The 24,098-nt window shown below is 63.6% G+C and carries 26 protein-coding genes and 1 pseudogene; 16 read left to right on the top strand and 11 right to left on the bottom strand.

The features are described 5' to 3' along the window. From VN856_RS26025 to VN856_RS26015, 3 genes and pseudogenes are all read right to left on the bottom strand, one after another. Positions 1 to 254, bottom strand: a pseudogene (locus VN856_RS26025) (TenA family protein); the annotation flags it as partial. A gap of 81 nt (positions 255 to 335) precedes the next feature. Beyond that, positions 336 to 2,204, bottom strand: coding sequence for a potassium transporter Kup (locus VN856_RS26020; RefSeq protein ID WP_325694684.1), 1,869 nt, complete (start codon positions 2,202 to 2,204; stop codon positions 336 to 338). A 364-nt stretch (positions 2,205 to 2,568) separates the two neighbouring features. After that, a complete protein-coding gene (locus tag VN856_RS26015; RefSeq protein ID WP_325694683.1) occupies positions 2,569 to 3,033 on the bottom strand; it encodes a MarR family winged helix-turn-helix transcriptional regulator in 465 nt (154 codons plus the stop codon). A gap of 60 nt (positions 3,034 to 3,093) precedes the next feature. Here VN856_RS26015 and VN856_RS26010 point away from each other — a divergent pair, with 60 nt between their 5' ends. Next, positions 3,094 to 3,927 carry an alpha/beta hydrolase gene (locus VN856_RS26010; protein WP_325694682.1) on the top strand — a complete coding sequence of 278 codons (834 nt, stop codon included), beginning with the start codon at positions 3,094 to 3,096 and terminating at the stop codon, positions 3,925 to 3,927. A 123-nt stretch (positions 3,928 to 4,050) separates the two neighbouring features. On the opposite strand, the gene VN856_RS26005 is transcribed toward VN856_RS26010, so the two are convergent. The 5 genes from VN856_RS26005 to VN856_RS25985 are packed head-to-tail and all read right to left on the bottom strand — an operon-like array spanning position 4,051 to position 8,627. Continuing rightward, positions 4,051 to 4,926, bottom strand: a complete 876-nt coding sequence (locus VN856_RS26005) for an MBL fold metallo-hydrolase (protein ID WP_325694680.1) — start codon at positions 4,924 to 4,926, stop codon at positions 4,051 to 4,053. Next, positions 4,923 to 6,113, bottom strand: a complete 1,191-nt coding sequence (locus VN856_RS26000; RefSeq protein ID WP_325694678.1) for an alpha/beta hydrolase — start codon at positions 6,111 to 6,113, stop codon at positions 4,923 to 4,925. The genes VN856_RS26005 and VN856_RS26000 overlap by 4 nt, the downstream gene beginning before the upstream one ends. Continuing rightward, positions 6,110 to 6,832: a flavin reductase family protein gene (locus VN856_RS25995; RefSeq protein WP_325694677.1), complete on the bottom strand. Its 723-nt coding sequence runs from the start codon at positions 6,830 to 6,832 to the stop codon at positions 6,110 to 6,112. The genes VN856_RS26000 and VN856_RS25995 overlap by 4 nt, the downstream gene beginning before the upstream one ends. Positions 6,833 to 6,864: 32 nt before the next feature. Next, positions 6,865 to 7,704 (bottom strand): MBL fold metallo-hydrolase, encoded by an 840-nt coding sequence (locus VN856_RS25990; protein ID WP_325694675.1) that lies wholly within the window; start codon positions 7,702 to 7,704, stop codon positions 6,865 to 6,867. Then, positions 7,704 to 8,627, bottom strand: a complete 924-nt coding sequence (locus tag VN856_RS25985; protein ID WP_325694673.1) for an alpha/beta hydrolase — start codon at positions 8,625 to 8,627, stop codon at positions 7,704 to 7,706. The genes VN856_RS25990 and VN856_RS25985 overlap by 1 nt, the downstream gene beginning before the upstream one ends. 110 nt (positions 8,628 to 8,737) lie before the next feature. Between VN856_RS25985 and VN856_RS25980 the strand changes: the two genes are divergently transcribed. Further along, complete coding sequence (locus VN856_RS25980) at positions 8,738 to 9,535, top strand: helix-turn-helix domain-containing protein (RefSeq protein WP_325694671.1); 798 nt, start codon at positions 8,738 to 8,740, stop codon at positions 9,533 to 9,535. Positions 9,536 to 9,596: 61 nt separating this feature from the next. Here VN856_RS25980 and VN856_RS25975 read toward each other — a convergent pair whose 3' ends face one another. Then, on the bottom strand, positions 9,597 to 11,117 hold the full coding sequence (locus tag VN856_RS25975) for a LuxR C-terminal-related transcriptional regulator (RefSeq protein WP_325694670.1): 1,521 nt from the start codon (positions 11,115 to 11,117) through the stop codon (positions 9,597 to 9,599). 80 nt (positions 11,118 to 11,197) lie between these two features. Then, entirely contained in the window at positions 11,198 to 12,607 is a 1,410-nt protein-coding gene (locus VN856_RS25970; protein ID WP_325694668.1) for a PLP-dependent aminotransferase family protein, read from the bottom strand. A 224-nt stretch (positions 12,608 to 12,831) separates the two neighbouring features. Here VN856_RS25970 and VN856_RS25965 point away from each other — a divergent pair, with 224 nt between their 5' ends. The 10 genes from VN856_RS25965 to VN856_RS25920 all read left to right on the top strand — a co-directional run bounded on the left by VN856_RS25965 (position 12,832) and on the right by VN856_RS25920 (position 19,385). Further along, on the top strand, positions 12,832 to 13,038 hold the full coding sequence (locus VN856_RS25965) for a hypothetical protein (protein ID WP_325694667.1): 207 nt from the start codon (positions 12,832 to 12,834) through the stop codon (positions 13,036 to 13,038). After that, positions 13,038 to 13,958 (top strand): NADP-dependent oxidoreductase, encoded by a 921-nt coding sequence (locus tag VN856_RS25960; protein ID WP_325694665.1) that lies wholly within the window; start codon positions 13,038 to 13,040, stop codon positions 13,956 to 13,958. The genes VN856_RS25965 and VN856_RS25960 overlap by 1 nt, the downstream gene beginning before the upstream one ends. Positions 13,959 to 13,977: 19 nt before the next feature. Continuing rightward, entirely contained in the window at positions 13,978 to 14,409 is a 432-nt protein-coding gene (locus tag VN856_RS25955) for a cupin domain-containing protein (protein WP_325694664.1), read from the top strand. 65 nt (positions 14,410 to 14,474) lie between these two features. Beyond that, entirely contained in the window at positions 14,475 to 15,140 is a 666-nt protein-coding gene (locus VN856_RS25950; RefSeq protein WP_325694662.1) for a nitroreductase family protein, read from the top strand. A 149-nt stretch (positions 15,141 to 15,289) separates the two neighbouring features. Continuing rightward, positions 15,290 to 15,670: a nuclear transport factor 2 family protein gene (locus tag VN856_RS25945; RefSeq protein WP_325694660.1), complete on the top strand. Its 381-nt coding sequence runs from the start codon at positions 15,290 to 15,292 to the stop codon at positions 15,668 to 15,670. 49 nt (positions 15,671 to 15,719) lie between these two features. Next, on the top strand, positions 15,720 to 16,487 hold the full coding sequence (locus tag VN856_RS25940) for an SDR family oxidoreductase (RefSeq protein WP_325694690.1): 768 nt from the start codon (positions 15,720 to 15,722) through the stop codon (positions 16,485 to 16,487). Positions 16,488 to 16,543: 56 nt separating this feature from the next. After that, entirely contained in the window at positions 16,544 to 17,116 is a 573-nt protein-coding gene (locus VN856_RS25935; protein WP_325694658.1) for a cupin domain-containing protein, read from the top strand. 104 nt (positions 17,117 to 17,220) lie between these two features. After that, entirely contained in the window at positions 17,221 to 17,970 is a 750-nt protein-coding gene (locus tag VN856_RS25930; RefSeq protein ID WP_325694688.1) for an SDR family oxidoreductase, read from the top strand. A 20-nt stretch (positions 17,971 to 17,990) separates the two neighbouring features. After that, a complete protein-coding gene (locus VN856_RS25925) occupies positions 17,991 to 18,416 on the top strand; it encodes a cupin domain-containing protein (protein WP_414687052.1) in 426 nt (141 codons plus the stop codon). A 72-nt stretch (positions 18,417 to 18,488) separates the two neighbouring features. Continuing rightward, positions 18,489 to 19,385 carry a PE-PPE domain-containing protein gene (locus tag VN856_RS25920; RefSeq protein WP_325694686.1) on the top strand — a complete coding sequence of 299 codons (897 nt, stop codon included), beginning with the start codon at positions 18,489 to 18,491 and terminating at the stop codon, positions 19,383 to 19,385. A gap of 60 nt (positions 19,386 to 19,445) precedes the next feature. Here VN856_RS25920 and VN856_RS25915 read toward each other — a convergent pair whose 3' ends face one another. Then, positions 19,446 to 20,360, bottom strand: coding sequence for an LLM class F420-dependent oxidoreductase (locus VN856_RS25915; RefSeq protein ID WP_325694655.1), 915 nt, complete (start codon positions 20,358 to 20,360; stop codon positions 19,446 to 19,448). Between the two features lie 359 nt (positions 20,361 to 20,719). Between VN856_RS25915 and VN856_RS25910 the strand changes: the two genes are divergently transcribed. The 4 genes from VN856_RS25910 to VN856_RS25895 all read left to right on the top strand — a co-directional run. Next, a complete protein-coding gene (locus tag VN856_RS25910) occupies positions 20,720 to 21,556 on the top strand; it encodes an alpha/beta hydrolase (RefSeq protein WP_325694653.1) in 837 nt (278 codons plus the stop codon). Positions 21,557 to 21,730: 174 nt separating this feature from the next. Then, the gene (locus tag VN856_RS25905) at positions 21,731 to 22,282 is read left to right on the top strand and encodes a hypothetical protein (protein WP_325694651.1); all 552 of its coding nucleotides are present in this window, start codon (positions 21,731 to 21,733) and stop codon (positions 22,280 to 22,282) included. Between the two features lie 33 nt (positions 22,283 to 22,315). Then, positions 22,316 to 23,635, top strand: a complete 1,320-nt coding sequence (locus tag VN856_RS25900) for a hypothetical protein (RefSeq protein WP_325694649.1) — start codon at positions 22,316 to 22,318, stop codon at positions 23,633 to 23,635. 47 nt (positions 23,636 to 23,682) lie between these two features. Further along, a partial coding sequence (locus tag VN856_RS25895) for a DUF4232 domain-containing protein (protein ID WP_325694647.1) occupies positions 23,683 to 24,098 on the top strand: 416 nt, incomplete at its 3' end.

Raw genomic sequence — 24,098 nt, 5'->3', positions numbered from 1 at the left:
AGGCGAAGCTCGTCGGCGGCGGCGTCGAGTAGCTCACTGAACGCAATCAGGCTGTCTTGGTCCGGGCTCTTTGCCAAAGCCAACGCGTAGGCGCGAGAGTATGCGTCGAGGAAGGCGGCGTCCTGTCCTACGTAGTAGGCGAACGTAGCTCGGGCCAACTCTCCCGATGCGATGCCCTGGATGAATGTGTGCTCCAGCGCCGCCTCAGCCAAGACCCGGTTCCGGTGCCATAACGAGTCGGCAAGCGAGGCCACGAACTAAGCCTAAGGCTCGGCATGGCCTCGACCACCGAGCGTGTCAACGACCCGAATCGCGGCCGCGCTGGGGGGACGTAGCTAGATCTCAATCCGCGAACCCATGACCACCGTGCGGTCGGGAGGCAGACCGAAGTAGTTGGCGGCGTCGGCGGTGATGTGGGACGTCGCGATGAACAGGTGCTTGCGCCAGTGCGCCATGCTCTTTGCCGCACCCATGGTCAGTTCGATGTCGGATAGAAAGTAGGAAGCGTCGTCGATGTCGATCTGGCCTTCAGTCTGCGACGGGTCCAAAAGACGAAGCACGCTGAGGACATCGGGCGCTTCCATGTACCCGAAGTGCGCGGTGAGATGAACGATTCCGTCATCGCCATAGCCGAGGTCGTCGATTTCCGTTCGCTCGGATTCCGGTACGCGCGGGACCGGCAGGGTGTCGATCGCCATGATTATCACGTGTTCATGGAGCACGTAATTGTGCTCGCAGTTGGCCCGCATCGCCAGGGGAGTGGTCTCTTTTCCGCGGTTGAGGAAAACCGCCGTGCCCTTGGTGCGCGTTAATGGCGGCCGAGCGTGGGCCAGCCGATCGACGAACTCACGAAGCGGTCCCTCAGCTTTCGTGCGTGCTCGGGTGACGATCTCCTGTCCGCGCTGCCACGTGGACAGCACGGTGAACGCAACCACGGCGATGAGCAGCGGCAGCCATGCCCCATGGACCAGTTTCGTCAGGTTCGCCGCGAGGAACAACAGGTCCACCGTCAACAGCGACCCGGCACCGATCGCGATGAGCCACAGCGGCGTATGCCACCTCTTGCGGGCGGTGTAGAAGAACAGCAGCGTGGTGATGGTGATCGTCCCTGTGACCGCCATGCCGTACGCGTAGGCCAGTGCCGCCGAGCTGCGGAAGGCGAACACCAGGATTAGCACCGCGACCATGAGGAGACCGTTGATCCACGGCACATAGATCTGGCCCATCGTCGACTCCGAGGTGTGCGTTATTCGCAATCTCGGCAGATAGCTCAGGTGAGCGGCTGCCGATGCCACCGAATAGGCCCCGGTGATCACCGCCTGAGATGCGATAACCGTTGCGGCGGTTGCCAATAGCACCATGGGCAGCTGTGCCCAGTGTGGCGTGAGCAAAAAGAACGGCGCGCTTGCCGTGGACTCGTCGCCCAGCACCAGCGCGCCTTGGCCGAGATAACTGAGAGTGCATGCCGGCAGCACGACGAATAGCCAGCCCCGGGTGATGGCCTTTCGACCGAAATGGCCCATGTCGGCGTACAGCGCCTCCGCGCCGGTGACCGCGAGCACGACTGCCGCGAGTGCAAAGAACGCAATTCTGGCGTGCTCCAACACGAACGTCGCCGCATAGGTCGGCGACAGCGCCTTGAGGATTTGCGGGTGGCCGAGGATGCCCTTCACGCCGCAGGCGCCGATCGAGACGAACCAGAGGATCATCACCGGACCGAAAAGCCGACCGACGGCGTGCGTTCCGTAGCGTTGAACCGCGAACAGCACCAGACTGATCACCGCGGTGATCGGGACGACCCACTCCGCAAGAGAGGGTTCGACGACCTTGAGGCCCTCGACCGCCGACATCATCGACATCGCGGGGGTGATCATGCTGTCGCCGAAAAACAGCGATGCGCCGAAGATACCCAGCGCGGCCAGCGCGGCGACGGTCCGGTGTCCTCCTCCACCGCCAAAGCGCCGCAGCAGCGTGATAAGTGCCATGATGCCGCCCTCGCCGTCGTTGTCGGCGCGCATCACGAGGGTGACGTAGGTCAGCGTGACGATGATCATTACCGACCAGAAGAGCAGTGACACGACGCCGTAGACGTTGGGGATGTTGAGCGGCACCGGGTGCGGGTCGCTGGGGTTGAAGACAGTCGCGAGGGTGTAGATCGGACTGGTTCCGATGTCGCCGAACACGACGCCGAGCGCGCCGACCATAACGGCCAGGCGAACAGCTTCAGCGCCGCCGGCCGTGCGAGGCGGTGACACAGGTTGTGACGTTGTTTGCACGGTGAGGTCCTCGTTCAGCAGCCGCACCTTGTCATCGAGCGATTGGATGCGGTATGGACGGGTAGCTGCGTAGCGGATAGATCGTAAGCTGGCCATGACCGTCCGCGCCCAGTCACAACTCCAGCGTTCACCAGTTCGTCGACGCGATCACATCCCGGTGCGGTACGAAGCAAGCCGGAGACACGCTTCAACCACGCTTTCGTCAACGCGTCGTCGAGTCGGCCGCGGAAGCGCTGTACTGACCACAGGCCGGCGTCTTTGCTACTGGGGACGTGGGGTTTGGCAGCGTGGATCACCGATGCGCCTCGTCGGCGTCCAGATAGTCGAGCAGGCGTTGCATGGTGGCGCACATCTGGTCGAAGGACTGCTTGCCGACAACGGTCGACCACTGCGCTTCGATCGTGGCCACACGATCGCCGGCATGGGCCATGGCTCCACGTCCCCGGCCGGTCAGGCAGATGAGCTTGGCCCGTCCGTCGCGGGGGTCTGGCTGCCGCTCAAGGTAACCGAGCTCTTGGAGGTCGTTCACCAGCTCTGAGGTGGCAGCCAGGCTGAGCTGTGCGCGGGCGGCGAGAGCGGTAAGCCGCACGCCACCCATGCCGATCGCTCCGAAGATTTGGAGGTGCGGGTCGCGAATATCGCCGTACCCCGCCGCGGCGGCCGGGGCAGAGAGTTCGCGTCGGAATTCGCGCAGTAGCCGAATGAGCAGCTGACCGATGGCCAGTCGATCGGTGGGCAGATCTCTTGACGTGACCATGTCGATACAGAATACTACGGGTACCGAAGTTTCGGTTTCCGAAGTACTTATGGAGGCGTCATGGTTGCGTACACTTCTTCCGATTCGGCGCTGGTGCCTACCTCCCTGGGGCGGTTGAACGTCGGGCAAGCCGGCGCGGGACCGCCGGCACTCCTGTGGCACAGCCTGTGGGTCGACTCGCGCAGCTGGGGTCCGCTAGTGGATTCCCTTGGTGCGCACCGGCGATTGGTGACCATCGATGGTCCTGGATACGGGCGCAGCGATCCCATTGATCGCGACTTCACCCTCGACGACTGCGCGCGCGCCGCCGCCGAAGTCATCGATCATCTCGGCATCACCGAGCCGGTCGACTGGGTGGGCAACGCGTGGGGTGGCCACGTCGGCATCACCCTGGCCGCCGATCAACCACACCGTCTTCACAGTCTGGTGACGATCGCCGCACCACTGTTGCCGGTCGGTGCTCGGCAACGCTGGACTCAGACCTATCCGCTCGGCGTGCTCTACCGCCTCACCGGCCCAAACCGATTGATCACCAAGGCATTGTTCGAAGCGTTACTCGGTGCCGACGCGATCAAGGCGCACCCCGATCGGGCCGCGGACATGATCCGCGGGTTCACGGAGGTTGATCGGAACTCGATGCTTCGCACGGTCCGGTTCATGCACCGTTGGCACTCGCTGACCGACACCCTGCCCAGGGTCAACGTGCCCACGTTGTTTCTCACCGGCGATCTCGACGATCAACATTGGCGCCCCGCCGACGCCCATGCTGCCGCCGCCACGATGCCCAACGCGCAAGTAGTAGCCCTTACCGGCGCTGGACACGTCGGCCCACTCCTGGTCGACGCCGATCTCATCGCCCGCGCGGTCACCGAATTCTGGAGAACGCTGCGATAGCGTGCACCGGTTTGCAATCAAACACCCACGTGCGCAAGCAGGCGCGCACGCCGCCATGAGTCCGCGATTACTCCGCGGGCGGCCTGCGACGAGGACACGATCGGACTGCCGTCGCTGGGCCGCTCAGAGCTGTGTCGCGTCATCGGCGCCTTCGGTAAGCAGTGTCATGGCTGCACCCCACAGTGCGCCGGCGTTGATCCGATTCGGGTGGCGAACGAGCATGCCGTCATAAAATTCCCGGGCGTGGGCCGACGACGTGAGCAGTTCGCGCGCATCGGTCAGATATTGGCGTGTTTCTTGGATCTGCAACGGGTTGTCAGATGCCTGCGGGTTCTTGTGGCCGGCGACGACGGCGGCGGGACGACGCGCCTCGGCTATGTCAAGCGCGGTAAGCCACTCGTCGATGCCTGCCGGGCCGCCAGATTCGGTGAGATAGAGATGCACGCCGTTGTAGACGACGTCGCCGGCGATGAGGAGCTCGACTGCGGGCACGTGCAGCATCGTCGTCGCGTCGGTGTCCGTGTGACCCACTTCAACTGGCAGCAGCGGGACGCCCTCCAGTTCGAAGCCCCGTTCGCCGACCACGTCGACATCGACGTCGCCACTTGGCAACTGGCCTGGAAAGACTCGATCCCAAAACTCCGCACGGAACTCTTTGGTGTTCTGGCCGGCCATGTGTTGCCTGGTGCCTTCGGTCGCTCGCACCGCCACGCCGGGGAACCGGTTCAGCAGCGGAATGGCGCCGAACCAATGGTCGCCGTGGCCGTGGGTGATGTAAATCGCGCGCAACTGACGGCCCGACGCGTCGATCCAGTCGCCGACATCGGCTGCTTGGGCCTTGGTGAGCGGCGGGTCCACGAGCACCGCATCGTGGGATCCCAGGATCAGCGTCGAGGTCATGGGCGACCACATCCGGGTGCTGCCGTCGGGCAGCGGTCCGCGTCCTGATTGCGGGATCTGTTCTGTGACAAAGGATTTATATCGCAATGGTGCGGTCATGCTGACTCCGTGAGAAAGTAATCGGCAGGTATCACACCCGCGAGTCGATCGCGGATCTCAGCTGAGAATCGCAGCACGGCGCCCAGCGGCCGATGGTGGATGGCGGCTTTGACGATCTTGCCGCTCGCATCACGCTCGAGCACTGTGATGCCATCGATCCGTATGCCGCCGAAAGCCGTTGCACGCCACTGCAGGTAGGTTGTCGACGTGTTTTGCGCTTCGGCGGTGAACTCTAGAGATTCATAGATCGAGCTTGCGGCGGCCAGCACGGTTGCCACGCTCTGCTTGCCCTCGACCGGCTTGGCCAGTGTGGTTGCCTCGAACACAATTCCCTCGGCGAACTGCTCGGCGAACTCGCGCTGTGACTGACTTGCGAAACTGTGCCGCCAGCCGTGGGCGGTCTTGCCGCTGGTCACGGAATCCTTGAAATCGAGGATTGTGGCGGCCACGGTGACCGGGTACTCGACATGTAACCAGTGGCCGCCGCGATCGATCACGTGTTCACTAACGTCGGTGAAGCGCCCCGCGACGGCGCCTGCCAATTGCTCCGTTACGAAACCGTCTTTGGCACCGCGAATTACAAGCACGGGGCCCGTGTACTTGCTTGTGGCGGGCGTGCCTTTCACTCCGGCGTTCCACAAGTCGGCGTAGCGGGCGAGTACTTCCGCGGACACCCCGGCTCCGGCCGCGACCAGACGATCAAGCTGTTGGGCCTTCAGTCCCGGTGACAGCGCAGATCTGGCGGTGCGCTGCGCGGCGGGATCGTTGGCGAGGCTGCGAAATGGAGCCAATTCCTCGGCCGGCAGGTCCGTGCCACCGAGCGGAACGGGCGTCAACAGCACCAGGCCGTCGACCCGGTCGGGATGCTCGGCGGCGACGATTTCGGCGATCTGGCTGCCCATGCTCTGGCCGACGACGATCACCGGGGTGTCGATCCCGTTGAGTATCTCGCCGGCCTCGGCGGCGAGGGATTCCAGTGATAGGGCATCCGGATCGCCGATCGTGACGGCACGCGAGCCGAACCCCGGCAAGTCGTAGCTCACGGTGTTCAATTCCCGGTCGAGCGCGGCGATCACTCCGTCCCAGACCGCCGCGTCATCCAGAAACCCATGGATGAACAGCAATGTGGGTGCACCGTCGATGTTGGCCGCCGTGCGGGTGACTGGCGTGTGGTTCGGTGCGGTCATTTCGTCGCCACCTTGGTCGCACCGGATGGTGACCATTCGGCGGTGTCAATGGGGGAGTAGTCGCTGGCGTGCCCGTCGAGACGTTCCGCGCGCACCGTTGCCAGCTCGTCGGCGAGGCCGTCCGGCAGCGGAGCGGTAAAGATGTTGTTGACAAGTGTGTACTCAGCGGCGAGTCTGCCGAACGCGCCGAGCGCGCCGACGTCGATGCGTCCGCGGTCCAGGTACAGATCGTCGCGCACATGGATACGTTTGACATCGCCCCATACGACGTGGTCGGGCAACGGTGGCATCGGGATGATGCGGTTGACCACACATTCGAAGGAGATGGGCGCCTCGGCGATCCGTGGCACCCCGATCACCTCCGATGGCGCCTTCGTCAGGCCCAGAGCCTCGAATTCGTCTACCGCGCTGTCGTATTCGAACGCGGACTTGTGCACGGCGTCGGCCTGGCTGATCGAGGCGATGTTCACCACGAATTCGTTGGTGTCGCGGATGTTGACGAATGTGTCTTTGAGCGTGACACCGTCAGAACGCGGTTGCAGGGTGATGGACAACACGGGAGGAAACCTGCCGACCACCGTGAAGAACGACACGGGCGCGATGTTCCCCACCCCGGACGTCGAAGCCGTGCTGACCCAGGCGATCGCGCGAGGCAGCACGCTACCGATGAGAAGTTTGTAGCTCGATGTCGGATCCAGATCTGCGGTGTCGATAATCATGATCGTTCTCCTTTGTCAGACAGTCGAATTCGTCACGACAGCAGCGCTAGGGCGCTGTACCAGACGGGACCGACGTTCAGGCGATCCGGGTAGAGCCGGGTCATGTGATTGAAGAAGTCATCCGGGCTGGGCGTGCCCGCGAGCAGTCGCTGCGCGTCCAACAGGTAGTCGCGAGTCTCGCTGATGGTTTTGGGGTCGTCGGCCAGGTCTTTGTTCTTGTGTCCAGCGACGACGGTGCGGGGATGCAGGGCGGCGACCGTACTCAGGGCCTGCAGCCACGCCTTGATTCCGCCGTGCGCGCTCTCTAGCAGGTACTGGTGTACACCGTTGTAAACGACATCGCCTGCGACAACGAGCCCGATCGACGGCACGTGCAGGACGGTCGTATCGTCAGTGTCGGTGTGGCCGACCTCAATGGGAGTCAAGCGCCGGCCTTCCAACTCAAAGCCGTCAGCGGGAACAGGCTGGTAGACAACAGGACTCGGCGGGATCTGACCGGGAAAATCGATGTCCCACATCTGGGCGCGCCCAGTTGTAGCCTGTTCGTGCATCTTGGCGATGGTTCCTTCGGTGGCGTACGCGATCGCTTCGGGGAATCGCTGCAACAGCACGTCAGTGCCGAACCAGTGATCGCCGTGCCCGTGGGTGGCGTAGACGTGAGTCAGTTTCTTCCCTGAGTTTTCGACCCAGTCCCCTACGCGTTGGATCTGATCGTTAGTAAATGGCGGATCGACGAGGACGGCGTCGTGCTCACCGAAGATGAGCGTCGACGTGACCGGCGACGACACGATGGGGCTGCCGTCTGGAAGTCGTTGGTCGCGGTGGCGACGCAGGCCGTCGTGGACCATCACCTCGTAGCGCAGTTCAGTCATCACAGTTCCCTTCCGTTAGTGGTTTCAGACGGGCGCAAATGTTCGATGAACCAGTCGCGGGCCGCGCCCGCTGCCTGGTCGAACTGATCCAGGTACGGGTCGAAGTGGCCTCCGGCGACGGTGACGAGTTTTTTGGGCTGCAACGCCCGCTCGTATGCGGCCAGTTGGAGGCCGGCGATCGTGATCGTGTCCTTCAGGCCGACGATCATCAACAACGGGGTGGGTGAGATCCGGGAGATCCACGCGCCCGGTTCATACATCCTGGCGGCGCGCGAGGACCGCACGGTCATTACGTTGTCCCACACGCCATCGGGCGCCGGCTGGTTGTAAAAAGCCACGGCGTCGGGGGACCGGTAGGCCGCTGGCGTTGCGGGATCGGAACTGACCACCGCCTGCGTTGCGGGCGGCTCGCCACGATACTGACGCCTGTCGTCGTCGATCAACGACGCCTCCAGGGCGTCTTGTTGATCGGGTGCGACGCGTCGCAAGCTCTGCTCGTAGCCGCTCACGGTCGGAACCTGAGCGACGACGGCGCGAAGCCGCCGGTCTGTCGCACCGAGCACGATCGCGTGCCCACCCGCGTAACTGGATCCCCACAGACCGATCCGCTCGGGATCGACGCTGGGCTGGGCTTCTAGAAACGAGATGGCTCGTCGCCAGTCGGCGATCTGAGTCCACGGATCGATGTCGTAGCGCGGCGTTCCGTCGCTGGCTCCGAAGCCGCGGTGGTCGTGCACCAGCACGACGAAGCCGGCGTCGGCGAAGAAGCGCGCGAAGCGCTCCAGCCCATGCTCCTTTACGCCGGCGAAGCCGTGCGCCATCGTTACTGCCGGAAACGGCCCTACCCCGTCGGGCACAAACAGCCAGCCCCGCAGCACCACGTCACGGTCGGCGACGAACTCGATGTCCTGTCGTTGTGTCATCTCGTTCTCCTGTCCATGCCGCACAACATCCACTGTCGTCGTTGCGCGTCCCAGCAGGGGAAACCTCCTTAACACTGGTGCCAGCAGGAACAGGCTTAGGCTCACTAGGTATGGCGGAGAGCAACGCGCTGGGGGAGTACCTGCGCGCCCGGCGCGCACAGGTCCAACCCGAAGATGTCGGACTGTTAGCTGGTCCGCGGCGGCGAGTTCAGGGCTTGCGGCGCGAGGAGTTGGCCACGCTGGCGGGCATCAGCCTCGAGTACTACCTGCGGCTGGAGCAAGGCCGTGACACGAATCCGTCCCCGCAGATCCTCGATGCACTGGCGCGGGCGCTGCAGCTGGATATCAAGGGCGCCGAGTATCTATATCAACTGGCCAGCGGCGGTCGCGTCGAGCAGCCGGATCTGGAGACGGCGGCCGATGGCCTCGATGAGCTGGTCGACCAGATGCCGATGCCCGCGATGGTCGCCAACAGATACCTGGATGTGCTGGCCGCCAATGCGATCGCCCGCGCACTGTGCCCCGCCTTCGTTCCCGGCCAGAACTCTCTGCGCTGGCGTCTGGTTGAGCCCGCCGCGCGAGAATTCTTCGTCGACTGGGACGAAGCGACCGAAATAGTGGTCAACGGATTGCGGGAAGTCGCCGGGAGCGCGTCTAATGATCCGCGCATGCGCGCCCTCATCGATGAATTCTCAGCCCTGAGTTCGCGATTTCGCGAGCTATGGGCCCGCGCTGATGTCGGGTACCGGACCGGAGTGACCCGCGTACGCCACCCCATCGTGGGTGAAATGCTTTTACATCGCAACAGGCTCAGCGTTCCGCATTCGGGTGGACAGCACCTAATCTTCTTTCGCGCCGAACCTGGAAGCCCATCGGCAAAAGCCTTGGAGGAACTGCGATCCTTATAGCACGTCTTAGATGCACGAATACGGATGCAGGACAACCCGTTTCACACTGGCAGTGTGCGAATTACAGCAGGCCGAGTTCTCGCGCCCGGCTGACCGCCGCGTTGCGGTGTTCAACGTTGAGCTTGCGGTATACGGCGCGCTGGTGGGTCTTCACGGTATTGAGCGAGACGTACAGCCGCTCACCGATCTCACGTCGCGATAAGCGGGTGGTGAGCAGGCGAAGAATCTCAATCTCCTTGGGGCTCAGCTCCTCAACGACCGCGCACCGTTCGTTGCGCGAACTCACCGCGACGCCCGCGCTGAGCTCGCCCGAAGCTGGCAGCGTCGGGGCGATGCCAGCGTCCGTGGCGATCAGATCAGGATTGCGCGCGATGTCACCGGCAGCGATCAGATGATGCAGCGCCTCATCGATGAGGCCCTCGGTCTCGAACCAGGTCGCGGCTCGTCGATGCAAATCGGCGACCAGATCGGGCTCGCTGCGACGCAGCTCGGTGCGCAGCAACTCTCCGAACAGCTGGTGATAGCGATACCAGTGACGCGACGTGTCCAGTGGCACCACAAACAGGTTTTCGCGTTCGATCTTTTCCAAGACCGAGGCCGAGCCAGACGTTTGCAGCATCGCGTCGCACAGCGCACCGCTGAGTCGCTCCAAGACCGAGGTACGTAGCAAAAAGCTGCGCAGGTCCGGTGGCTGACCGTCGAGCACCTCGGCCATCAAGTAGTCGACGATATGACGGTTATCGCCGGCGAAGCTTCTGATGAACGTCGGGGCATCAGCACGCCCGGCAAGCGAGAGGGCGGCAAGGTAGAGGCCGGCAGCCCACCCCTCGGTGCGGCGAAACAGCAGTTGGACTTGCGCGTCGGTCAACGTCAAACCGAGCACGCCGTCAAGCAGGTCTGCGGCTTCGCCGGCCTGAAAGCGCAGCTCCTCGGCCCGCAGCTCCAGCAGCTCGCCGCGGGCGCGCAACCGCGCCAACGGCAGCGTGGGATCCGAGCGGGTGGCGATGACCAGCTGGAAAGTCGGCGGCATCCGTTCCACGACGAAACCCACTTGCTCGTGCACGGTCCGATTTTCAACAAGGTGATAGTCGTCGAGGATCAGCGCGATCTGGTGGTCGATGGCGGCCAACTCGTCGAGCAGGGTGGGCAAGACCACCTGTCGTGGGTCGGCACCCATCTTGATGAGCTCGAATGCACGCGGCGCCACCCCCGGGCTGGCCTTGTCCAGCGACGCGATCGCGCAGGCCCAAAATCGCGCCGGATCATTGTCGGACGCATCGAGGGACAGCCAGCCCCGCCGACGGCGGTCATCGGCGCCGCTCACCCACTGGGCCAAAAGCGTCGTCTTGCCCCAGCCCGCCGGCGCACTGAGCAACGTGAGCTTGCGCGAGGGTTCCGCTGAAAGGATCTCGATCAGGGCCGCCCTTTCGATCAGCTGAGAGCGGATGGCCGGAGGCGCCGACTTGGCGGCAAGCAGAACCGCCGGCTCGCCGGCTTCGGCCGGCCCTTCGCCCTCGAACCCGAAGAGGGTCGGCGTGACGCACAGCAGATCGGCGACCGTGGAGCTGCCTGTGACGATCATGCTTTGAACGCTAATCGCGGTATCGCGCTGATCGTGGGCCACTTGGGCGCGGCGAGATGGGGCCAGTTGAGCCGGATGTTTCAGGGCAGCAGTCGGATCAGGGCATCCAACGCCGCTGACCATGCGCTCGGCGCGGGCGATGCAAACCCGATCACTAAGCCGTTCCGCTTGCTGTCGGCTTGGGGATGGCGAAAAAGATCAAGACCATCCACGCCGAGCCGTCGCCACGCGCGTTGACGAGACAGCGCGCTCTCGTCTGCCCCGCCAAGCTCAAGCATCACGTGCAGACCCGCGGGCATTCCTGCGACGGTGGTCTGCGGTGACGACCGGGCGACAGCGGCGACGAGTTGCTCGCGGCGGCGCGAATACTGGGCGCGCATGGTGCGGATGTGTCTGTCATAGGAACCGGACACGATGAATTCGGCCATCGCCAACTGGTCAACGAAGCTGGAGGTCTCCTCGCGCTCACCCCTCTGCCCGCCCACCGCGTGGACGAGTCGGTTGGGCAGCACCAGCCACCCGAGCCGAAGCCCCGGTGCCAGCGACTTACTCGCCGTGCCCATATAGATGACATGTTCGGGATCGATACCTTGCAGCGCGCCGACAGGGCTTCGGTCGTAACGGAATTCGCCGTCGTAATCATCTTCGATGATCAGTCCGCCGGTACGTCGCGCCCAATCGACGACCGCTGCGCGGCGGTCGGACCGCAGAGGCACACCCAGCGGGAACTGGTGCGACGGAGTGAGCAGCACACCGCCCGCATCTGCAATGCCGTCGAGGGCCCTAACATCAGCGCCATGAGAGTCCACTGTCAGTGGGGGGCAACGTAACTGCGCTCGAGCGAGCGACGCCCGCTGTGCCCGCAGGCCAAATAATTCAACGGCGACAGCGGCGACGCCGGCTTCTGCCAGCGCGGCGGCCACGAGGTTCAATCCTTCAGCGGCGCCGCTGCAGATGACGATGTTGTCCGGCCGGGCCCGAACTCCCCGAGCACGAGCGAGATACTCGGCAAGGGCGCTGCGAAGCTCCGGGCGCCCCTGGGGGTTGGCGTAGCCGAACGCCTCGAACGGGGCATCGTTCAACGCGCGCTTGACAGCACGAATCCATTCCATCCGTGGAAACGACGACAGGTCCGGATGCCCCGGTCGGAAATCGTGGTCCAACTCGCGCTTTGTCTGTCGCTTCGGGGGTGAAGCGACGGACCTGACGACTTCGGCACGTTGGGCAACCAATGTGCCGGAGCCATGATGCGATGTCAGCCAGCCCTCGGCGATGAGTTCGGCGTAGGCACGGGCAACGGTGTTTCTCGCGACACCGAGGTCGGCGGCCAGCGCGCGACTCGACGGCAACTGGATGCCCGGAACCAGTCGCCCCGAGCGGATCGCGTCGCGAATAGCTTCCATCACACCGTCGCGTACCCTGCCGCCGGGGCGATCCAAGTAGAGATCCAATCCGGCGACCGAGCTGTGTGATCCGGTCGTTGCACGCATGTCAGTGCTCGTGGTCGGCGATCCCGTCCATCGCGTCATCTCTCCTAGAAGCGATGTTAAGGATACGCCGGACCGTGTTCGCCAAGTGCTTCCTCTGCACTCACCCGGGTGAATTCGCGCGCGGGTGATGCCGACTCACCCGGCGTCGGTGAACAGTGATGAGCAGCTGGCGAGCGGAGGGCTAAGTGCAGCCGACGATGTACCAAATCTGCGTTCGAGGGCGCGTGACCGAGCGGCTCGGGTCCGCATTAGAAGGGATGCGCCTCGAGGCCGGCACGACCGAATCCGTGTTCACTGGTGAGATCCGCGACCAGTCACAGCTTTACGGACTTCTCGACCGGGTACGTGACCTCGGCCTTGAGCTGGTCAGCGTACGACCGCAGTCCGCGGCTGGCCCGACGACAACAACCCACATCAGAAAGGACCTGTAATGCAAGCCATCACTGTTTCAGATCGTGACGCAGGTGTCGCTGGCATGACGCTGACGGAGCTGCCCTACCCCGAGGCGACCGACAACGACGTCGTCGTGCGGGTACACGCGGCGGGTTTCACACCCGGGGAGCTTGACTGGCCGCACACCTGGACCGACCGCGGGGGCCGTGACCGCACACCGAGCGTGCCCGGCCACGAGCTGTCCGGAGTCGTAGCTGAATTGGGTTACGGTACAACCGGTTTTACCGTTGGTCAGCGGGTGTTCGGGCTTGCCGACTGGGCTCGTGACGGCTCGCTCGCGGAGTACGTCGCGGTGGAAACCCGTAATCTCGCACCGTTGCCAATCGACATCGACCACACCGTCGCCGCGGCACTGCCGATCTCCGGATTATCCGCCTGGCAGGGCCTGTTCGACCACGGCCACCTCACCGCCGGACAGACAGTTCTGATCAATGGTGCCGCGGGTGGGGTCGGGTCGATCGCGGTGCAGCTCGCCCGTGAGGTTGGTGCGCGCGTCATCGGCAGCGGCCGAGCCGGCGATCGAGACCGGGCGGCGGAGCTCGGCGCCCACACCTTCCTCGACCTGGATACCGAAAAGCTGGAGGACGCAGGCGAAGTCGACGTGGTGTTCGACGTGATCGGCGGCGAGGTCCTCACCCGCTCGGCCGCTTTGGTGCGGGCTGGCGGAACGCTTGTCACCATCGCCGAGCCGCCAAAGACCCAGCCGCACGACGGGCGGGCGCTCTTCTTCCTTGTCGAACCCGATCGCGCCCGGCTCGCCGACCTCGCCGCGCGAGTCCGGGACGGACGCCTCAAGCCGCTGGTGGGTGCCATGTTGCCGCTCGCCGAAGCCGCCACCGCATTCGCTCCCGGCAAGCGGATCCCCGGCAAGACGATCCTGCAGGTAGCCGAAGAATGAACAGAGAAGGCAGCCAAAAGTGGCTCTAAAAACGCTATTCGCGGCATTGGTCGCTGTTGCGATACTCGCGCCAGCGGCCCGCGCCGAGCCGGCGCCACATGCTTCTGGTCAAACCCCGCTGGTCCGAACAGTTTTCGATCAGACCACTAACGTCCCGGGCAAATCACTTGAAGGAGTGGCTGTCAGCTATCCGCCGGGAGCCAAAAGCGGGGCTCACCACCACGCCAAGTCGGCGTTCATCGTTGCTTACGTGATCTCCGGAGCGGTCCGCAGCCAAGTCGAGGGTGAGCCCGCACGTGTCTATCACGCTGGTGAGACGTGGACTGAAGCACCCGGTGCGCATCACACGATCAGTGAGAATGCCAGCGCCACCGAACCTGCTGAATTGCTCGCAGTCTTCCTGCTCGATACCGGAGACGGCCCGCTCACTACAGACGACAACGAAGAATGACTCACAGCAGGAAGGTTTACGTGCACCAGGAGGGCTCTGTGCACGCGCCTGATCCGATCCGGCTTGTGAGCGATTACCCCACTGTCGACTTGTCGATCGACGCACTGCTGACCACGACCCGCTCGGTGCGTAAACGTCTCGATTTGACCAAACCTGTTCCCGTCGGCCTGATTCGGGAATGCCTGGAGATCGCGGTGCAGGCACCCACGTCGGGCAACGTGCAGAACTGGAGCTTCATCATCGTCACCGATGCCGAACAGCGTCGCGCGATCGGCGATGTGTACCGCCGCACATGGGACTGGATCGTCGCGTCCCCTTTCGCGGTTGCCGATCGGTTCAAGGACGACCCCGCGCGTAATTGCGAGCAGCGCAAAGTGTCCGACAGCGCCGCGTATCTCGCTGAGCATTTCGGCGAGGTCCCCGTCTTGATGATCCCGTGCGTCGAGGTAATCGACGGTGACGGCACCATGACGGGCGAAAACGCCAACCAGTATTGGAGTTCGGTCATGCCCGCCGTGTGGAGCTACATGCTCGCCGCGCGTTCTCGGGGCTTGGGAACCACGTGGACCGGCGTGACCATAATGGCCGACGAGGAGATGCGGGCCATCCTCGGCCTGCCCGACAACGTCTATCACGCCACGACCATCCCCACCGCCTACTACACCGGCACGATCTTCCACCGTGCGCGACGGATCCCGCTCGACGACGTGCTGCATTTCGATCGGTGGTGAGCGGCCCACCGAATCACACCTGCGGCGCGTAACTCACCCGGGTGACTAGGTGGTCGGGGTGATGACAGCTCGCCGGCCTGGCTGCAGTCTCGTAGAAACGGCAACCCACCTCCAGGGAACGCCGAACCGCACACAGAAGGAACAAGAAAATGAACGACACCAAGCAGTCCACCGAAGATCTGGCAATCCTCGAGCAGCTCAACAACGACTTCATCCATTCCGACCAGTTCAACGATGTCAAGCGCTTCAGCGAGTTCCTCGCTGAAGACTTCGTCGTGCAGACCCCGGGCGTCACCCGGAACCGTGAAGAGTTCCTCGATTACATCGCGAAGCCGCGTCCCTTCAAGGATCTCGCTACGCACGACGTCAACGTCCGCATCCTCAGCGACGTTGCTCTGATCCACGCCCGCGCTACATACACCACGCTCGCCGATGGAGTGGAGCAACAAGCTCTGTACACGGACACTTATCAGAAGCGTGACGGCACCTGGGTCTGTGTCGCAGCCTGTGCGATCGCGCCGGGGGCCTAACCCGATCGACAGCATGTCCAAGCGCGAATTCTTCGAAGGGACAACCAATATGCATTTTGCGGCCAAGAAAGTCATTGTTGTGGGCGGCAGTGCCGGCATGGGTCGGCAGGTCGCGATCGACATCGTCGACCACGGCGGAAGCGCGGTGATCGTCGGACGCTCGAAAGCGCGTGTCGACGACACCGTCGCCGAGCTGAAGGGGCGTGGCGAAGCCTGGGGTATCGCCGCCGACCTGGCGGATCGCGCCGCGGTCGCCGATGTGCAGCGCGTGCTTTTCGAGCATCACAGCGACGCGACACTGCTGGTAAACGCGGCCGGATTCTTCATCCCCAAGCCGTTTCTCGAGTACGAGGCGCAGGACTACGACTCGTACATGGAACTCAACTATGCCCTGTTCTTCCTGACGCAGACCGTCGCTGCGGGCATGATCGCCCGCGGGGAGGGCGGCTCCATCGTCAACATCGGCAGCATGTGGGCACATCAGGCGCTCGGTCTGACCCCGTCCACTGGGCACTCGATGCAAAAAGCCGGCCTGCATGCACTCACCCATAACCTCGCCATCGAGCTTGCCGGGCAGAACATCCGCGTCAACGCGGTGGCACCGGCCGCTGTGAAAACTCCCGCTCTCGAGCGGTGGGTCCCGAAGGACGAGATCGACACCACACTCGATGCTTTTGCGCCGCTTCATCCCTTGGGGCGAGTCGGCACCCCTGCCGATGTCGCCAACGCCGTCACGTATCTGCTCTCTGATGCTGCCAGTTGGGTCACCGGCGCGATTTTCAACGTCGACGGTGGCATCATGGCCGGCCGCAACTAAATCGCCCGGAACATGGTGGCGCGCTGGACAATTAACCGCACAGTTAAGGAGCATCCGTGTCACACGAATACAACAAGAACCCGGCCGAGGTCGGCGCGAAAAGCGACATCTTGAGGCCGGGCGGCCCGCCGGCCAAGTCTGTCGGCCGCACCGAAGGCAAGGCCGTGTTCCTTGGGACGATCGGTGTCCGCCACATCGTCGATTGGGTTCACGCGCAAGGACGTTTCTCCGTCCTCGAGCATCCGATGTCACCCCGAGCATTAGCCGCACCGCTTCATCGCCACCACAACGAAGATGAGTACAGCTGGATCATCGAGGGACGTGTCGGCGCTTTGCTCGGCGATGAAGTGCTTTACGGCGGGCCTGGCGACTTCATTTTCAAGCCACGAGGCCAATGGCACACATTCTGGAACGCCGGCGACGAGCCCGCCCGCATCCTCGAGATCATCTCGCCCGCAGGGTTCGAGCAGTTCTTCGACGAGCTTTCTGACTTCGGCGGTGTAGACAAGATCTCGACAGAGAACCTAGATGCGCTCTGTATGCGGTACGAACTGGAGATGGATGTCGACAGTGTCCCCGAACTATGCAAACGCTTCGACTTGAAATTCCCCGGTGAACCTATTCGGTAATGCACCGTAAGATTCGAAATCCTCTTAGGCTAAGGCAATGTCGACCGGGCTGGGTGAAGCGGACGCCGCGGTAACCAGCCAAACGCAACTCGGAAAGGTTCATGATGAAGGTCGTAGTCATCGGCGGTCGTGGGCTGATCGGCTCGAAAGTAGCGAGCAAGCTCAGCGCGCAGGGACACGACGTGATCATCGCCTCACGGCGATCAGGTGTCGATTCACTCACTGGTGAAGGTCTCGCCGACGCCGTCGATGGCGCGGATGTCCTGGTCGACGTCGCCGATTCACCCTTGTTCGACGACGAACCTGTGATGCACTTCTTCACAACGACGACCACGAATCTTCTTGCCGCTGAACAGGAAGCGGGAGTCAAACACCATGTCGCGTTGTCCGTAGTGGGCGCCGAGGTCATGCCAGACAGTGGCTACAACACCGCGAAAGCAGCTCAGGAAAAGCTGATCAAGGATTCGGGCCGGCCCTATTCGATCGTGCGAGCAACTCCGTTCTACGAATTCGCTATTGGCTTGGCTGATTCCGCGACAGACGGAGACATCGTCAGATTGCCACACGCGTTGTTCCGTCCCATCGCGGCCGACGATGTCGCCACCGCCGTGGCCCACGCGGCTGACGGGCGGCCCATCAACGGAGTAACGGAGATCGCCGGACCCGAAGCAATGGGGATGGACGACTTTGTCCGCACGGGCCTTACTGCCAACGGTGATCAACGTCGCGTCGTGACTGACGCGCAGGCGCCGTATTTCGGTGCGGTGATCAACGACCACAGCCTGGCTCCCGACGAGAACGCCACCATCTTCACAACTCGATACTCCGACTGGATCGCAGCCGGCCGCAGCTAGGGAAATCGAATGGGAAACAAATCTTGCACCATACGACTGACTCCGAATCGACAATAACCGTGTTGCAGGAAGTACGGGCAGCGTCGATTCCTGACGATGCCTATGTGATGACTGTTCTCATCAACCACCCACCGGGCTCGCCGGGTTACCCGCCACATCGCGTTCCTGGCGGTCCGGGATTCGGCTACATGATTGACGGCGAGATGTTGTTCGAGCTGGAGGGTGAAGCGCCACGCGTCCTCCGCGCTGGAGACGCGTTCTGGGGACCCGGTGGCGACGTGATCCACTATCAGGACGCCAACTACCGCACTGACATTCCTTGCAGCTTCGTCCTCACAATGTTGTGCGTGCCCGGGCAACCGATGCGCGAATGGGTCACCGACGAGGAGCTCAAGGAGCGAAAGCGACTGCGCGTCAACGAGCGGGACCGAGGCGGCGAGGTGTGACGAGGACAACAGACTCCTGCCGGCGAATTCGCGCCGAAGCCGGCGCGGCGGCGGTACGGTGCGCGGGTGTCGATGGTGGTTGGGAGAACCATCGCGGGATATACGGTCCGGCGGCGACGAGCGTTGCAGATTTCCAGGATTTGCGGCGCCCTGCTGTTGTGCGGGTTCGTCACCGCCCCGTGGACCGGTCTACCGCGAGCGTCTTTTGACGTCGCGTTGCGTGCGTTCTTGTCGGGTGCCACCGACGCGCTGGTGATGGGTCCGACGCAAATCTCGACACCCGACGGCAGTTACCTCGACACGGTCGCGCAGCTGTATCTGGAGCCACTTGGGTTCACCGGGCAGACGATCGCGCTCACCACTCCGGAGACCTTCGACTACGGTCCGAGCGTCGCCCAAGGGGTTACTGACCTGGTCAACGCTGTGACATCCCGGTTCGACGCGGGCGATTTCGGGCCTACGGACCCGCTGGTCGTGTTCGGCTATTCCCAAAGCGCCGTGGTGGCATCACTGGCCATGCAGCAACTCAGTGACAAAGGCATACCCTCCGACGATCTGCGGTTCGTCCTCATCGGTGACACAACATCCGCGCACGGTGGCATCCTCAACACGTTCATCGATTCGTTGCCGGTCCAGGACCAAGACAGCACCATCCAGTTCTTGGACTCAATTGGGTTGTCCGACTTAATCGGCGTCAGCACGCCGAACGATCTCTACCCGGCCGATATCTACACGATCCACGGCGACGCCTGGGCAGATTGGCCGAGCACCATAGGCACCAGCCTGTGGGCCGATGAGGCTAATGTCCTATACGGCCTGCTCCTCCATGAGGTTTATTTGGGGCTAACGCCCGAGGAAATCGCTTCGGCAACCTCTTCCATTGACGGATTGACGGACTACTTTACGATCGCGCAACCGCAAGATGCGCTGGAGGCATTGCTCAGCGCGGTGCAAAACGCGTTGGGGTAGTCCCGGCGGCGGGGAAGGCGGCGTCTTCGACGTAGGCGGCCCAACGCGGCATGCCCCCACTCAGAGCGAGGCCGCAACCTCCCAGAGGCGTTGCGGATCTCCATCCACGCCGCGCAATGGGCTCAGCACAAGATCTGTCGCGCCCGCATCCCGGTAACGCTGCAACTGCGCACGCGCGACGTCAGCTGGTCCCACCGCGGCCAGATCCGCGAGGGATTCCACGCCTTCTCGCGTGATGACCTTCTGATACGACGGGATCGTCGCGTAGAAGCCGAGAGTTTCCGCGGCGGCGGCGCGGCCCGCATCTACGTCATCGGTCACCAGCACCGGCACTGCGGCGATAACGCGCGGCGCCGGCCTGCCTGCGTCGGCGGCTGCCTTCGTGATGGTCGGTGCGATGAACTCGGCGACGGTGCGCGGCCCGGCGAGGTAAGGCAACGTGCCGTCGGCCAGCTCGCCGGTCACCTGTAAGGCCTTGGGCCCCATCGCCGCTACGTACACCGGCAGCGGCGTGCCGCCGGGCAGCGCGACGGGCCACTCAGGGGCCGCTGTGAATTCAGCGCCATGGAAGTCGACCTCGCCGGTATCGATGATCGACCGGAGCACTTGAAGATGTTCTCGAAGCCGTTCGATGGTGTTGGGCCACGCCGCACCGAAGGCCTGCCGCTCGGGGCCGTGAGCTCCGAGGCCGAGTCCGAGGCTGAAGTTTCCGTGGGACGCAGCCTGGGCCGTCTGCGCCAACGATGCGACGACCAAGGGATGGCGCGGATTGATCGGCACGACGAACGTTCCCACGCCCAGGCCGGGCACGGCCGCGCCGATCAATCCGGCCAGGGAAATGGCGTCATGGTCGAACTGCTGGGCCAGCCAGACCTGGCGGACACCGGCGGCGAACGCGCTGCGAGCCTGATTGATGACGTCGTCGACGGCGTTGACGGCCGTCGCGCTCCGATTAAGCACTACTCCGGCGGACATGTACGAGACAAGCCGACGCGGCGGCGCAGATATTCCTCGCGGGGTACCCGTGGTGGGGATCTGAGCGGAGTGTTCGAATTGCTCTGATGGTGGACTCGATGGTTGTTAATCGGCGGGCTGTGTTGAGCGGGACACTCGCGGTGGGTGGGCTAGTTGTGTCGGGATGTCGCAGCAAGTCTGCAGGCCCGGCCGAGGATGACGCAGCGGTGCCATGGCCGGCTGGCGACACACTTGGAATCGGCCTGGAGGGCTATCCCTATCCACACCCCGTGCAGTATTTAGACGTCACACACCTCGCCGAGGCAGATTGGATCGAGCATCGCGCCCCAGACTGGGAGCGGCGTGCACGTATGGCATACATGGACGTTCTGCCCAACAGCGCGAAGCCAAAGGGCGTGGTCCTGCTCGTGCACGGCAAAAACTTTTTCGGCGCGTATTGGTCGGGCGTTATCGAGGTGTTGCGCCACAGTGGGTTTCGGGTAATCATCCCGGATCTGATCGGCTGGGGTAAATCCACGAAGGCCTCGACGTTAACCGCGGCCTCCTTGGTGGCGCATCTGCGCTCGCTGCTTGATCAGCTAAAGGTGCATTCATGTGCGTTCGTTGGGCATTCGACCGGCGGGCTGATCGGTATGCAGATGGCGCGAGCGCTGCCTGAGCGGGTTCACGCGCTGGTGCTGGAGAACCCGATGGGGCTTGAGGACTATCGACGCGGGCTGATGCGCCCGGTAGGACATCAGGATTGGGCAGATGACGAGCGCTCTATGACCGCCGATCAGATCCGCCAATACATGGCTCACTATTTCGTGAACAAAGCGCCGCGACTCATCGACCCCTTTGTCGCGGTGCGCACAGCCATCGGTCGAGGGCCCGAGTTCGCGCGCTGGGTGCAAAGCTCCGCTGCGGCCACGGACATGCTTCTGAACGAGCCTGCCGTGGACTTCGTTGGTTCGCTGCCGCTCCCGACGCTTTTCGTTTGCGGGCTGTCCGACCGCACTTACGTGGGCGCGAAGTACACCGCCCCTAAAGATCAAGCGGCCAAGGGCAATATCGCGGCAATGGCCAAGGGGTTCGCGGCCAGAATGCCCAAGGGCCGTTTCGTCGGGGTACCCGAAACGGGGCACGTGCCGCATCTGGAGTCACCGGCCGCGTTCAATCCGGCTGTGCTCGAGTTTCTCGCGGCCAACGCGCTGTAGCCGATAGCCGCGTTTGTACGCGCACCACGGGCGAGTCGAGCCCATCTGGACTATGCGTTTGCCGTCGAATTGCTGCGCAATGGTGGTCTGATCAGCAATTGTGTGCCTGATTGAGACGTCAAGGATTTATTAAGGCGTCGGTTGCAGCATTCGTGTGTGCGGAAAGGAAGTGACGTGACCGGAATGACCGACGGGGCGCGCGCCGATCTGGTTCAGGCCAGAGTCGTGCTGATGGCATTGGCCATCGCCGCATCGTTGGTCGCGTTCTCCCCAAACGTCTCAGCTCAGCCCGCGAATCCGGCCGCGCCGCAGGCGTTCCGGCCCTGCGACTGGGTGACTGGACAGGAAGCGACCGACATCTTCGGTAAGCCGGTGACTACCGAGCCGACCGGCGGCGCAGCGGGGTCGGGCGCCCCGCGGTGTTTCTATGCCGCATCGGGAGCCGGCATCGGTGTCGGGATCAGTTCCGAGCTGTTGCTTCCTGGTGCGTTCGCCGTTGATGGGGACAAACGGCTCGCCAACGCCGCGGCCGAGCCCGGCGCACAGGCCATCGGCGGGCTCGGCGTCAACGCAGTATGTGTATTCGAGCCGCAGGTGACGCCGCCGTCTACCACGATCCTGGTTCTCCTGGACGGCGGCCGCATCTATCGGGCCACCGCGGCATACGAGTACTGCGACACCGTCGAACGTTTCGCCCGGACGGCGATTAATCGGATCCCCGGCTGACTACGACTGCATCACCCTATGAAAGGAACCGTTATGAAGCACGTTGTGACCCAAGGCGCAGTCTGGCGCGCCGGACTCGGCATATTCGCGTCCGCGTCGCTGCTCTTGGCCGGCTGCTCGTCGTCATCGAATTCGACTGCCGCCCAATCCAGTCCGGGTAGCCCGGCCACATCGGCCACAAAATCGGCGCCTACCACCGCGCCCGCGGCGAAGCCTGCCGTCGCGCAAGGCGCCGAGCATGGCATCGGCGATGTGCCCTGGGACCAGGTCGGTCCAGGATGGATGCTGGCGGTGTGGACGCCCGTCACGCCGCACCGGCCCGGCAACCAACCCCCGCCGGGTGACCCCACGCCCGAAACGGCGACCGATGTGTTGTATCTCGTCAGCCCGGCCGGCGACCGGTACTCGATCACCGACTTCCCGGCGGGCACGGGCGAACCGAACATCGCGGACTGGTCGGGCGACGGTAGTCACGCGCTGCTGACACCGGAGTACGCAACGCACGGTGACGCGATCTCCCTCGATCTGCACACCGGCGCGCGGACCACCATCCCGAACCAGGGCACCCTCAAGTACACCCTCCCGACCGGCAAGGCCCTTCTGTCGTCGACCAGCTACAACGGCAACAAGCCCGGCACGCTGAAGCGGATCGACATGGCGGGCAACGACCAATTCGTCTACCCGACCAAGGATCTCGGCGGCGCAGGACAGTTCAGCGGCGACTACATCGAGTCGCCAGACGGGACGCAGCTCGTGCTGGGCACCGCGAATCTCGGCAACGAGATCGTGCATAGGACCGACAACAGCCTGGTGGTGATGACTAATGACGGGTCGATCGTCCGCACGCTGCCCGCGCCCATGCCGAAAGCGATGTGCTCGCCGGTGAAGTGGTGGGCCCCCGAGGTGATCCTCACGCACTGCAACGGAGAAAAGGGCGCAGGAGAGCAACTCTGGGAGGTGCCGTTCAACGGCGGTAAGCCCACGGCGTTGACCGCGGTCAACACGCACGAAAATGCTCCCGGCTTCCAAGGCAATTACGGCAACTGGAACGCCTTCCAGGTAGCGGGCGGCACATTCCTGCCCACCGCGGGAGCGTGCGGCACCACGTTCGTGTCCCGGCTGACGCCGGATGGCCACACCGAACGCGTGAAGATGCCTGGAGTCAGCGACAGCGCAGGCCTTGCGGGTGTGAGCGGCGACAAGCTGGTGGTCGTCGGCCAGGTCGGCTGCGGCGGCGGGAACTCGCTGGTGACCTACGATCCCGCGGCCAACACCTCAACCGTGCTGCTCGGGCCACCTATCACCAAGGGCGGCGGTGTCAAGAGCGTCCGTCTCTATCCGAGTAAGAAGTGAAAACTGCCTTGACGATTCACCGATTCACCGTATTAGCTTTGGCTGCAATGGCTTTCGCGGCTACCGCCGGACTTCCCGTCGTCGCGCAGGCCGATGATTCTCCGCTGCCTTGCCGGACAGGACAGGTGGTGGCGCACTATGGACTGCAGCAGTCCGCATCCGGTCATCGCGAAGTGGTGCTGAAGTTCGTCCTGGCACCCGGTGATCAGCCGTGCACGCTCACCGGTTACCCCGGTGTCGACACCGGCGACGGCGGCCCGCTGCTGCACGCCGAACGCACACTGGCCGGATTCCAGGGCGGCCTGCGGACAGACCGGTTGCCGACCGTGACAGTGGCGGCCGACCAGCCGCAGTACGCCGTGGTGGAGGGCGTTGCCGTGGACAAAAACGACGTCGACCACAAGTGCCCGACGTACACGGAGCTGCTGGTTACCGCGCCCGATACCACCGAAACCTTCACCGT

Source organism: Mycobacterium sp. (genome assembly GCF_035603715.1).
In the GTDB taxonomy this organism is placed as follows: Bacteria; Actinomycetota; Actinomycetes; order Mycobacteriales; family Mycobacteriaceae; genus Mycobacterium.
The sequence above is the reverse complement of the archived record's forward strand: the minus strand, read 5'-3'. Positions and strand labels throughout refer to the sequence as shown.